At 42.4% G+C, this 12,508-nt stretch carries 9 protein-coding genes; 3 read left to right on the plus strand and 6 right to left on the minus strand.

Translation table 11 applies throughout. The annotated features are described in order from the left end of the window. Nucleotides 1-26: 26 nt before the first annotated feature. The 4 genes from ACE2AL_RS13080 to betI form a co-directional block, all read right to left on the minus strand. A complete protein-coding gene (locus tag ACE2AL_RS13080; protein ID WP_375083577.1) occupies nt 27-2,282 on the minus strand; it encodes a TonB-dependent receptor domain-containing protein in 2,256 nt (751 codons plus the stop codon). Between the two features lie 377 nt (nt 2,283-2,659). Beyond that, nucleotides 2,660-4,336 carry a choline dehydrogenase gene (gene betA / locus ACE2AL_RS13085; protein WP_206083899.1) on the minus strand — a complete coding sequence of 559 codons (1,677 nt, stop codon included), beginning with the start codon at nt 4,334-4,336 and terminating at the stop codon, nt 2,660-2,662. A 39-nt stretch (nt 4,337-4,375) separates the two neighbouring features. Then, a complete protein-coding gene (betB, locus tag ACE2AL_RS13090; RefSeq protein ID WP_272538661.1) occupies nt 4,376-5,854 on the minus strand; it encodes a betaine-aldehyde dehydrogenase in 1,479 nt (492 codons plus the stop codon). A gap of 21 nt (nt 5,855-5,875) precedes the next feature. Then, nucleotides 5,876-6,478, minus strand: coding sequence for a transcriptional regulator BetI (gene betI, locus ACE2AL_RS13095; protein WP_206083897.1), 603 nt, complete (start codon nt 6,476-6,478; stop codon nt 5,876-5,878). Nucleotides 6,479-6,687: 209 nt separating this feature from the next. Here betI and ACE2AL_RS13100 point away from each other — a divergent pair, with 209 nt between their 5' ends. Further along, nucleotides 6,688-8,730, plus strand: a complete 2,043-nt coding sequence (locus tag ACE2AL_RS13100) for a choline transporter (protein ID WP_206083896.1) — start codon at nt 6,688-6,690, stop codon at nt 8,728-8,730. Nucleotides 8,731-8,790: 60 nt separating this feature from the next. Here the strand turns inward: ACE2AL_RS13100 and ACE2AL_RS13105 are convergent, their stop codons facing one another. Further along, nucleotides 8,791-9,150: a hypothetical protein gene (locus ACE2AL_RS13105; protein ID WP_206083895.1), complete on the minus strand. Its 360-nt coding sequence runs from the start codon at nt 9,148-9,150 to the stop codon at nt 8,791-8,793. Between the two features lie 458 nt (nt 9,151-9,608). Here ACE2AL_RS13105 and ACE2AL_RS13110 point away from each other — a divergent pair, with 458 nt between their 5' ends. Then, the gene (locus ACE2AL_RS13110; protein ID WP_375083578.1) at nt 9,609-10,529 is read left to right on the plus strand and encodes a chitinase; all 921 of its coding nucleotides are present in this window, start codon (nt 9,609-9,611) and stop codon (nt 10,527-10,529) included. A gap of 20 nt (nt 10,530-10,549) precedes the next feature. On the opposite strand, the gene kdgR is transcribed toward ACE2AL_RS13110, so the two are convergent. Continuing rightward, nucleotides 10,550-11,329, minus strand: a complete 780-nt coding sequence (kdgR, locus tag ACE2AL_RS13115) for a DNA-binding transcriptional regulator KdgR (protein ID WP_272573693.1) — start codon at nt 11,327-11,329, stop codon at nt 10,550-10,552. A gap of 229 nt (nt 11,330-11,558) precedes the next feature. Here kdgR and ACE2AL_RS13120 point away from each other — a divergent pair, with 229 nt between their 5' ends. Beyond that, complete coding sequence (locus tag ACE2AL_RS13120; RefSeq protein WP_206083892.1) at nt 11,559-12,503, plus strand: sugar kinase; 945 nt, start codon at nt 11,559-11,561, stop codon at nt 12,501-12,503. Nucleotides 12,504-12,508: the final 5 nt, after the last annotated feature.

The raw sequence follows: 12,508 nt of genomic DNA on the forward strand, positions 1-12,508 counted from the left end.
TAATCTAAGGCAATTGAATTGGCCACTTAAAAAGTCGCCTCAAGTCCCAGTCTGAACGTCCTTCCTGGAATTGGCATATAAATAACGGTACCTGGGTCAAACGCATAGCGATTGGTTAGGTTATCAATATTGAAATTCACATGAAGATTTTTTTGAATAGAATACTTCCCTAATAAATCAAAAGTCGTGGTTGCATGTAACTTAGTGACAGGGGCAGCGGCTGTTCCCGCTAACCATTTCTGTGGGTATTCCTTGCCTGCATTATAACGCACACGTAAGCCTGTTTGTAATTTCTGATCAAACATTTTCACCCCCACGATTCCAGAGACGACCTTTTTCGGTGGGAGACGCGATGGTGATAATCCCCATGCAAACCCAACTGAGTTACAAGCAGCGGGTAAGTTACCTAATTCCATTTCATCACGAGAACAAAGCTCTGAATTGTTATAGAAAGTCGCATCTAACGAGCCGAAAGCATAATTAGAGTCATATTTCGCTTCAATTTCATAACCTGAAAGCTTGAAACTATCGTAGTTTTTCATGACAACATAAGGTGAATAGACCCCCGTTGGGTTTACCCCTTGGGAAAGATAGCCTTTAATATCATTATTAAAGTACCCCACCCGTAAGCCAGTAGTATCTTCATCAAAAATCAGGTTATTTTTTTCAAAATCAATTCCAACCTCAAATGATTTTGCATGCTCTGGTTTAAGTGGCACATCGGGTGTATAAGAATACGTTTGCCCAGAAACTGTGGTTTCAAATAGGCTTGGCTCACGGTAACTGTCTGAATACTTAGTATAGACATCCAACTCATCAGTCACATGAAAACGCACTTCACCTAAAAAATCATTTTTCGGGCCATAACTAATGCTTTTCCCTAACACATGGTCATCGACATCAAAAGAATGAATACGCCAACCTGCCAATGTACTAACCCACTCACCTTTATATTCCATATTGGTAAATGCCGACGTATTTTTTCCTTTTGCATTGCGTGTTACTGGCGTTAACTCCTCACCAGGGATCGTACCTTCTGGAGTCCATATCGGTTGGTATGTTTTGGTTAACGGCTTCGTTTTTTGTTCCATAAATTCCACGCCGTAAGTCACATTAATAGGGTAATTTGCAAACTCAGAAGTATTTTCTAAGTTAAAGCCCATGCGTTCATCGGTATAACGATGCTGATATTGGTTGCCATAATGTGCAGTAACATCATCGGTCGTGCCATTACGTTGCTTAAATTTACCTTTTGTCCACCACAAACCTAAATTCATATCCACCCACAATGAATCAGGTTTATAGGAATAATTCAATGATGCGGTATCGATATCTGCCGTTCCGAGTGACCACTGTGGCATTTTCCCGTCAGATTGATACCAATATGCAGCTAAAACTTCCCCTGCTTTTTGTTCATGACGGCGGTAATTTAATTCGATACTTGAATAAGGGTTAATATAGATATTGGTTTTTAACAGCGTTGATTGACTTTCATAACTGGTATTGACCACCTCTTGCCCAGGTTTTATGGGGGCATCTGTAGTTGAATATTTATGGTAGCCATTCTTCCCTGCCAAAAAGTTGCCTTGCTTTCTATCACTGTGAGCAATCAGTACATCGAATTTTTCATTTCGATACGCCATTCCCACTGTCACTGAACCATTATTAAAGTGAGAATTTTTAATCCCATTCGATAAGCGGTACTGTGATTCGTTTTTTTCATCTGATGCCACTGATGGACGGCGATTATTATTGTAAATATTCCCTTTAAATAAAAAACCGAATTGGTCACCTTGGGGGATAATACTATTCGCCGATAAGGTTTTTAATTTCACCGTTCCCCCGATAGCACCACCAGAGAATTTACTCATCGACGCCCCCTTTTCAATATTGATAGTATCGACCAAATCCATATCAATATAGGTTCTGTCCGTACTGCCTTGGTAGCCTCGCCATGTATTGGTAGATTGCAAGCTGCCATCAATAATAATCGGCACTCGCCCATTACCTTGCAAACCACGAATACCGATATCCAATGCACCCGCTTCATTTCGAGCATTATTAACCTGTAATGAACTTTCATTCGCAAATATATCGGAATTGGTTGTTCCTCGAACCGTTGAAACATCTTTGGTATCGATTTGTTTGCTATTCGACTTTATTTTACTGGCAGTGACCGTCAGTTTATCTTTCTGAGGTGTAGTTTGAGTTTCATCCGCAAATGCCGCACTTGATGAACAAATAACAAGTAAGCTAATTATTTTTTTATTTTGAAATATCATTTAAGTAATGCCTTCATTAATTAATGATTATTTTATTGAGACAATAAAACCCCGTACGGGCAGAGTTATATATCCCTACTGCCATACTGGAATTCATGAATTTTATTGTAGGTTTATATGTTACGCTTTAAATGAAGCCAACAGAAAAACCTTATTTATTGAATGGTTACGTGCCTATTCCCCCTATGAATGCAATAACCATTGAAATATACACCAATGATAATAATGATCAAGATAATAATGAATATCATTTGCATTATTATTATCATTATGTTGTTTATTAATAAAATCTTTATTCAAACGTAAAAAAAGCGACAATACTCAACGTATCGTCGCTTAAGGGAATTAAATGACCGCTAGTAGCTTAATATAATGCGTTATTTCTGAGGCTCCCTCCGAACAGGAGCGCCATCCGCTACATAATATTCTGCATCACTTGCTGCTAATGGAGAGCGATGACGAATTTTATCTGCAATTTTTTCGGCAATCATAATGGTCGTTGCATTCAAATTTCCCGTAATAATGAGCGGCATAATCGACGCATCGACTACTCGTAAGCCACTAAGCCCATGTACACGCCCTGAACCATCCACCACTGCCATATCATCATTGCCCATTTTACAGGTTCCGCAGGGATGAAATGCCGTTTCGGCTCGTTCCCGAACGAATGCGTCGAGTTCTTCATCCGTTTGAATGTGCTTACCAGGGCTAATTTCCTCTCCCCGATAAGGGTCAAGTGCTGGCTGCGCCATGATTTCTCGCGTGATACGTATTGCTGCGCGGAACTCTTCCCAATCCTGCTTTGATGACATGTAATTAAATAAAATGCTTGGGTGTTGACGTGGGTCTAATGAGGCTAAACGGACTCGGCCGCGACTTGGTGAGCGCATTGAACCCACATGAGCTTGAAAACCATGTAAATTTACCGCATTACTGCCGTTATAATTTATTGCTACAGGCAAAAAATGGAACTGAATATTCGGCCATGCAAATTTATCGCTGGTGCGTATAAAACCCCCAGCTTCGAATTGATTACTCGCACCAATCCCTGTGCCTTTAAATAACCACTGTGCACCAATCATCGGTTGGTTATACCATTTTAATGCGGGGTATAAAGAGACAGGCTGTTTGCATTCATATTGCAAATACATCTCAAGGTGATCTTGCAAGTTTTGCCCAACACCTTCTAATACATGCACTTTTTCAATATTAAATTCATCTAATACCTCTTCGGGGCCAACGCCTGAGCGCTGCAAAATTTGCGGGGAAGCTATTGCACCTGCACATAAAAGCACTTCCTTTTGCGCTTTTACCGTTATTGCCGTCGTGCTGTCACCTTGGTAATATTTGGCCCCTATCGCCTTTTTCCCTTCAAACTCAATGATATCTGTTGTTGCATGCGTCACGATTGTCAGGTTTTTTCGCCCTTTAGCTTGGTCTAAATAACCACGGCCTGTACTCGCACGTCGCCCTTGTGGTGTAACAGTGCGATCCATTGGGCCAAAACCTTCCTGTTGGTAACCATTTAAATCGTCAGTTCTTGGATAACCCGCTTGTACGCCAGCCTCCACCATCGCTTTAAACAGCACATTATTACCCGTTTTTGGTGTTGCGACACTCACAGGGCCATCTCCGCCGTGATAATCATTTGGCCCAATATCGCGGCTTTCTGCTTTACGAAAATAGGGTAAGCAATCAAGATAGCGCCAATCTTCAAGGCCTGGTGCTTGGGCCCACCCATCAAAATCCATCGCATTTCCACGGATATAGCACATGCCATTAATTAACGAAGAGCCACCAAGCCCCTTTCCGCGGCCACATTCCATACGACGATGATTCATATGAGGTTCTGGGTCAGTTTCGTACGCCCAGTTGTAACGACGCCCTTGCAACGGATACGCCAATGCGGCTGGCATTTGTGTGCGAAAGTCGAGCCGATAATCTGGCCCTCCTGCTTCTAGGAGCAGCACAGTAACTTCAGGATCTTCTGTCAGGCGTGTAGCAAGAACGTTACCGGCTGAACCAGCACCGATAATAATATAGTCATAGACCATTGTTATCTCCTCTGTTTCAGTCAAATTAAAATGATGTGATTAGAAAACGGATGAAAACTCCCCAAGTTCAATTTGAATGGATTTGATTTGTGTGTAGTTTTGCAGCGTTATGATGCCATTTTCGCGACCAACACCTGAGTGCTTATAGCCCCCCACTGGCATTTCTGCTGGGGATTCCCCCCATGTATTGACCCAACAAATACCTGCTTCTAACTGATGGATAACACGATGAGCACGTGTTAAGTCCTGCGTGACAATGCCCGCGGCTAGCCCATAGACGGAATGATTTGCACGCGCAATAACTTCATCTTCAGTTTGGTAACTTAAAATACTCATCACTGGGCCAAAGATCTCTTCTTGTGTAATTTGCATTTCATCACGGCAATCCGTAAAGACAGTCGGTGCCACATAGGCGCCCTTAGCAAAATCCCCTTCAACAAGACGCTCACCGCCACACAATAACCGTGCCCCTTGTTGCTTACCTAATTCAATGTAACGTAATACATTTTCCATATGAGGAAAGCTAACTAATGGCCCAAAATTGGTTTCTTCTACAATCGGTGAACCAATCTTAATTCGTGCAACCCGCTCTACAATTTTCGCTTCAAATTGCGTTTTGAGGAATTCAGGGATAAACACGCGGGTTCCATTGGTGCAAACTTGACCTGAGCTGTAAAAGTTGGCCATCATGGCAATATCCGCTGCTTTATCTAAGTCTGCATCATCAAAGATAATTAACGGGGATTTGCCACCCAACTCCATGGTGACCTCTTTTAAGGAAGAGGCAGAAGCGTTGGCCATCACTTTTTTCCCTGTCGCTATCCCGCCCGTGAATGACACTTTTGCAATTTCTGGGTGTTCCGTGAGCCACTGCCCGACTTCCCCTCCCTTACCCGTTACCACGTTAAATACCCCCGCAGGGACACCCGCTTGCGTATAAATCTCAGCAAGTTTAAGCGCAGTTAACGACGTCACTTCACTGGGTTTAAAAATCATCGCATTGCCCGCCGCAAGTGCAGGGGCTGATTTCCACAACGCAATTTGAATCGGGTAATTCCACGCGCCAATCCCAGCGACGACCCCCAAAGGTTCACGGCGTGTATAGGCGAATGAACTTTCCCGCAATGGAATTTGTTGTCCTTCAAGAGCTGGAATAAGGCCTGCATAATATTCAAGGACATCAGCTCCCGTCACAATGTCCACATATCGAGTTTCAGAAAGTGGCTTTCCTGTATCAAGGGTTTCAAGGTAGGCGAGTTCATCATTGCGTTCTCGTAAAATATCGACCGCACGACGTAAAATTCGCGAACGTTCCATTGCCGTCATTGCCGCCCACACTTTTTGCCCTTGTTTGGCACTTTCCACTGCCCACTGAATATCTTCTTGGCTAGCCGATTGGAGATTGGCAATCACCTCACCATTGGCAGGGTTGATCGCGGGAAATTGGTCGCACTGTGGTTGCGAGCTATCAATATAACCACCATGAATGTATAGCTGATGTAGTGGTGGGTTCTTCATACTATCTCCTGTAAAATTATTTTAGGTTTGAGCTTCGTGTACCTCGCCGAGTTTCATTTCGATATACTCATTCGTTATTGTTAACGCATCGGAAACAGGGAAGGTTTCGTTACTTAACGCACTACGCAACCACAGTCCATCAATAAGTGCCGCAAGGCCTTTAGCTGCCATTCGCGCCTCATTTTTTGCCAGCACGCGCCCAAATTCATAACTTAAATTTGAATATAAACGTCGGTCATTGACCTGCTGTAAACGATTTAAACTTGGCTGATGCATGCTACTTGCCCAAAACGCGAGCCACGTTTTCATTGCCGCCTCGCTCGTCTGTGTTGGGTCAAAGTTACCCTCCACAATGGCTTGAATACGCGATTTAGCGTCTGCACCTGTTAACATTCTCAAACGCATCGCAACGGCAAAGCCCAATTGATATTGAATATGTCGCATAGTCGCTTCGAGTAGACCGTTTTTATCACGAAAATAATGGCTAATAATTCCCGTGGAAACACCCGCTTTACGTGCAATTAATACAAAGCTGGCCTCTTGCATTCCAACCTCATTAATTACCGCTAACGTTGCCTGAATTAATTGCTGTTTACGTATCGATTGAATACCTATTTTCGGCATGAGCTCTTAACCTAAAAACACATTGTCTCCATTTATTAAACGTTTTTTTAATTGAATGTTCAATCAATATTAACTACCATTTGTCACAATTAATTCACAATTTCACGGAGGGGAATAGGATAAAATAGGGTTAACTTGCTTAAATTTCAATTAATTAGCAAGAATAATAATTTTTCACCTGTTAAATAAATAAAAATGTGGAACTGCCGATGACAACTCTCAATAGTTCGAAAAATCAGCAGAAAGACAAATTAAATTCTGTGGTTTTTTTCACTTCCGCGGGTCTAATACTCGCGTTTTCTTTTTTCACCATCTTAATGACCGAAACAGCAAACCAATGGATCGTCGCTACCCTTGGTTGGGTATCAAAAACCTTTGGTTGGTATTACCTGTTAGCTGCAACGTTATACATAGTGTTCGTCATTTTTGTCGCAACATCTCGTTTCGGAAATATCAAACTTGGGCCAGAACAATCCAAACCTGAATTTAGCATGCTAAGTTGGTCAGCCATGTTATTTGCTGCAGGGATAGGGATTGATTTAATGTTTTTCTCCGTGGCAGAGCCTGTCACACAATATATGCTACCGCCAACAGGCGAAGGCCAAACATTAGAAGCAGCTCGTCAGTCGATGGTGTGGACACTGTTCCACTATGGCCTAACGGGCTGGTCAATGTATGCTTTAATGGGAATTGCATTAGGCTACTTTAGTTACCGCTATAATTTACCCCTAACGATCCGTTCCGCTCTTTATCCAATATTTGGCAAGCGTATTGATGGCCCAATCGGCCATACTGTCGATATCGCCGCCGTTTTGGGGACTATTTTCGGAATTGCCACCACCCTGGGGATCGGCGTCGTCCAGCTAAATTATGGCTTAAAAGTCCTATTTGATTTACCACAAGGGTTAACCGTACAAAGTGGCTTAATTTTCCTTTCCGTTGTGATGGCCGTGATATCCGCCACATCAGGGGTCAATAAAGGCATACGGGTATTGTCCGAACTTAATGTCCTACTCGCTTTAGGGCTGATTTTATTTATATTATTTGTTGGTGATACCGAATTCTTACTCAATGCACTCGTGTTAAATGTCGGAGACTACGTTAACCGCTTTATGGGGATGACACTCAACAGCTTCGCATTTGACCGCCCAACGGATTGGATGAATAGCTGGACCCTGTTTTTCTGGGCATGGTGGGTAGCATGGTCTCCATTTGTCGGGTTATTCCTCGCGCGTATTTCACGGGGGCGAACAATCCGCCAGTTTGTGATTGGCACCTTAATTATTCCGTTTGTTTTCACTCTATTATGGCTATCCATTTTTGGTAATAGTGCTTTGTATGAAATTATTCACGGAAATAGCGAACTCGCAAAAACGGTCTTGGAAGCCCCTGAAAAAGGGTTCTATTCCCTCCTTGAACTTTATCCTGGATTTGGCCTAACCGCTTCACTTGCCACGATCACTGGGTTGCTTTTCTACGTCACCTCCGCAGATTCTGGCTCACTGGTACTGGGGAATTTCACGTCAAAACTCAGTGACATCAATAATGATGCCCCTAATTGGTTACGTATTTTTTGGTCAGTCGCCATTGGCTTACTCACATTAGGTATGCTGATGACCGATGGTGTTGCTGCGTTACAAAACACCACGGTCATTATGGGGCTCCCCTTTAGCTTTGTGATTTTCTTTATTATGGCAGGCTTGTATAAATCATTAAAAGTGGAGGATTTTAGACGAGTCAGTTCCTTAAATACCAATGCGCCCGCGCCACTGTATGGCAACGGCACATTAAACTGGAAGCAGCGTTTAGGCCGTGTCATGAACTTCCCAGGAACCTCTTATACGCAAAGAATGTTGGACTTAGTATGCATCCCTGCGATGCAAGACGTGGCGAAAGAGCTGAGTTTAAGGGGAGCGAAGGTCGAATTTAGCATTCTTCCCCCCATTTCCGATGAACGGTTAGACCATCTAGAGCTCACTGTTGACTTGGGTGAAGAGCAAAGCTTTATTTACCAAGTGTGGCCACAACGTTATTCCGTTCCTGGTTTTACCTATCGTGCCCGTTCAGGGAAATCCCATTATTTCCGTTTAGAAACCTTTTTATGGGAAGGTTCGCAAGGAAACGATTTAATGGATTACACTAAAGAGCAGGTTATTAGTGATATTCTCGATCAATATGAAAAACATATGAATTTCATTCATTTGAGTCGAGAATCTCCCGGGGCAACTCTCACATTTCCTGAATCTGTATAACCCCAAATAAACAAGGGAGCTTATTGCTCCCTAATAATTTAATAATTAATGGTTCAACAATTAATTATACCGACCCGCTTGTTCCAACATCTTTTTCATTTGCTGGCGATCGTTCATCCATGGCGTTGCACTCGGGCATCCAGCTCCCGTTGGGTTAACATCACAAACATTGAAATGCCTAAACAAGGCATTTTCGTCGGCGTCACGCTGCTCAAGTAAAGCTTGATAACTTTGTTCTTCTGGCGAAAGTTTCTTTTTGGGATCAAAGACAAACTTCTGTTCTGCCTGTAATTTTTTAACCCCTTGGTAGTCTTTATCAAACTGGCGATCAACGGGTGATTTCTCTTTAAAGGTAAAGTCGCTGGCAAAGCCGCAAGAAGTGAAACTAAGAAAGATAATAAAAATAGCCTTTTTAAACATAAAGATACCCTACTGTTTCGATAAGTTTACATTATACGCACAACAGTAGTACCGTATAAAAAATAATTAAATACTAATTTATAATAATATTATTATTCAAATAGATAATTCACATTAGCTATAAAATCAATTGATTGATATAAATTTTATTAAGAATATAGAATTTACGCAGCATTAATCTTCAATCACTTATTAAAGTCTGTTATTACAATCTATTAGGTCCCTGCAATTTTTTAATCTTGCTAGAAATCGTCCGAGCCGAAAATAGGCGGTAAGTAAAAACAGACCGATGAGCTGATTCTGCTGCCTGAGACTGTAACCTAGTAGATTACTAACAATTTTTAATCTTGTTCCATTCGCTATTTTTTATAAAAGTAACCTTCCCCTCTCAATTGACTGATTAACTTATTGAGGGCGAAATTTCACTTTATATCACTTAACCTGCGAAAGGATAGACAATGAATAAAACGTATTTTGGTCCGTATATCGATGTCAGCGTAGATGCAACTTGGAACGATTGGCAAAACTACCCGAATGGCAGGCCTAATGCGAAATACAGCCAAGCGGCTATCAAATATGGCGTTGATATTCTTTATCTTGGTTTTTTAACCGCAACTCGTGATAAACAAGCAGCATGGTCAGCCCAACCTACGATGCCAATTAGCTGGGCAAAACCGTTAACGGATGAACTTATTACAGCTGGTGTCAACGTTGCCGTTTCATTTGGGGGAGCAGCAAACCAAGATGTTTCCCTCGTACAACCACTGGAACAACTCATTGAAACCTACCAAGAGGTGATAGATGTACTTGGCGCATCACATATCGATTTAGACTTTGAGAACGGCCTCTATGATGCAGACAAGGCGTTTGCTGCGTTAAAAGTGATTATCGAAAATAACCCTGAGATCACCCTAAGCCTAACCTTACCCACCCTGCCTACAGGACTCACAGGGACAGGGCTAGATTTAGTCAAAAAATCAGTGAATGCTGGTTTAGTCATGAAAGTGAATGGCATGGCAATGGACTACTATGACCCGAATATCAGCAGTCTCGGCGATGCGGCTATCAAAGCGGCCATCAGCATTAAGAACCAATTAAAGCCGTTCTACCCAACCGTTGGTGATAAAGAAATGTATGATTATGTTCAAATCACACCGATGATTGGTTTAAACGATGACCTGACTATGTTTAGTTTCCATGATGCGGATATCTTAAGCGAGTTTGCTAAGAAAATAGGGTTAAACCTTGTTTCGATGTGGAGCCTAACACGTGACCGACCAGGTAATAAACCATACCCTGAAGCCACAAGCTCAGGCAATCCAGAGCAGACTCAGGAATTTGAATACACCGAGTTATTTACCCAAAAACTGAATTCATAAATAACCCGATATCATCAATATCATGGATAATGGTGATATCCCATTTTTTCTGAAATACGGCGGCCTGATGTTTTGAGCAATTTTACATAATGATCAAGTTGCTGTTCATCAAAACGAATGGTTGGGAACGAAATAGATAACCCTGCCACCACATGACCTAAGCGGTCATACACAGGCACCGCAACACAACGCAAACCGAGTTCTTGCTCTTCTCTATCCTGCGCATAATGGCACTCCCGCACTGCAGCTAATTCCACCAGCAAATTTTCGATGCTTAAAATGGTTGTATCCGTTTTTTGGGTAAACGTCTCATCTTTTAAAGCTAAACGAATGGCTTCTTCATCTTGCCAAGCCAGTAAAATTTTGCCAATTGCTGTGCAATACAGTGGGTTACGGCGGCCTACCCGCGAATACATGCGCAAGTTATAACTGGAATCAATTTTATGAATGTAAATAATGGCATCTTCATCCAATGCCCCTAAATGCACGGCCTCATGGGTTATTTGCCCAATATGGCGCATTTCTTTATCCGCGATTTCAATTAAGTCCACATATTCAAGGGACTTTGCGCCTAATTCAAAGAGCTTTAATGTCAGTGAGTACTTATCTGCCTCACCTTCTTGTTCCACATAGCCCAATTGTTTCATGGTTTGCAAAAAACGAAAGGTGGTGGCCTTTGACATTAATAAACGCTGGGATAGCTCAGAAACACCAATCTCTTTTTGCTCCCCTAACGCACTGAGAATACTAAATACTTTCACCACTGCAGATACGGCATCAGTCTGAGTCGTCTTATCCATGTTATTTTCTTCATCCTATTAGATTGGCCGCGATAATTAATATCATAAAGCCAATTAAAACCACGCGATACGCCATAGCATAATTGTCGAACCTCATAAAAACAAGAACAGCGATTCATTATTTTTAAAACGGCGTTTCATTTTTATTGAGTTTCTGTACCAAATGCGTTTTAATAGCCTCATCAGGTCAGTAATCGATAACACAGTCGTAATCGCGCAGGTGATAAAAATGAGTACACATCCGCAAGTTGCCGTCATTGGCGAGTGCATGGTTGAATTGCAAAAGTCGGGGGAGCTGTATAAACAAGCCTTCGGTGGGGACACGCTAAACACTGCGCTGTATTTGTCTCGCTTAACTCAAAAACAGGGTGTGACAACACGCTATATCACTGGTTTAGGAAAAGACCCATTCAGCCAACAAATGCTGGATAGCTGGCAGCAAGAAGGTATTAATACTGAAGCTGTCTCAATTTCACAAAAGCATTTACCAGGGATGTACCTAATTGAAACCTCCGCTGATGGCGAACGCCGTTTCTTTTATTGGCGCGATAACGCAGCCGCCAAATTTTGGTTGGATGAAAACAGCAAAGCACACACACAGCAACTTCTTAATTCACAACAATTTATTTATTTAAGTGGCATCAGCTTAGCGATTTTACCTGACTCAGCTCGCCAACTTTTAATGGAAATACTGCAACAAGCTAAACAGCACGGTGCGAAAATTGTGTTTGATAATAACTATCGCCCTGCTCTTTGGCCATCAAAAGAAGCCGCACAACAGGCTTACCAACAAATATTAAAATTAACCGATATCGCGTTTCTGACCTTTGATGACGAGCAACTTCTGTATGGGGATTGCCACGAAATCGAAGCCATTTCGCGTACGCAACTGTATGGCGTGAATGAGATTGTGATCAAACGTGGTGCGGAGGCCTGCTACGTGATCATTGATAATGAGCGCTATGAAGTGCCAGCAAATAAAGTCAGTCACGTTATTGATACCACCGCCGCAGGGGATTCGTTCAGTGCAGGTTATCTTGCCTGCCGCATTTTGGGCGGCACACCGTGCGACGCGGCAAAAACTGGCCACTTACTGGCAGGAACTGTTATCCAACACCGGGGAGCAATTATTCCTGCCGAGGCCATGCCAACCACCGATTTAGGAAAATGTTAAGGGGC

Source organism: Providencia xihuensis (genome assembly GCF_041953405.1).
Classification (GTDB): domain Bacteria; phylum Pseudomonadota; class Gammaproteobacteria; order Enterobacterales; family Enterobacteriaceae; genus Providencia; species Providencia vermicola.

Excerpts from the sequence above, each read along its gene's own strand:
- ACE2AL_RS13080 (WP_375083577.1), bottom strand. The coding sequence starts at position 2,282 with ATGATATTTCAAAATAAAAAAATAATTAGCTTACTTGTTATTTGTTCA.
- betA (WP_206083899.1), bottom strand. The coding sequence starts at position 4,336 with ATGGTCTATGACTATATTATTATCGGTGCTGGTTCAGCCGGTAACGTT.
- betB (WP_272538661.1), bottom strand. The coding sequence starts at position 5,854 with ATGAAGAACCCACCACTACATCAGCTATACATTCATGGTGGTTATATT.
- betI (WP_206083897.1), bottom strand. The coding sequence starts at position 6,478 with ATGCCGAAAATAGGTATTCAATCGATACGTAAACAGCAATTAATTCAG.
- ACE2AL_RS13100 (WP_206083896.1), top strand. The coding sequence starts at position 6,688 with ATGACAACTCTCAATAGTTCGAAAAATCAGCAGAAAGACAAATTAAAT.
- ACE2AL_RS13105 (WP_206083895.1), bottom strand. The coding sequence starts at position 9,150 with ATGTTTAAAAAGGCTATTTTTATTATCTTTCTTAGTTTCACTTCTTGC.
- ACE2AL_RS13110 (WP_375083578.1), top strand. The coding sequence starts at position 9,609 with ATGAATAAAACGTATTTTGGTCCGTATATCGATGTCAGCGTAGATGCA.
- kdgR (WP_272573693.1), bottom strand. The coding sequence starts at position 11,329 with ATGGATAAGACGACTCAGACTGATGCCGTATCTGCAGTGGTGAAAGTA.
- ACE2AL_RS13120 (WP_206083892.1), top strand. The coding sequence starts at position 11,559 with ATGAGTACACATCCGCAAGTTGCCGTCATTGGCGAGTGCATGGTTGAA.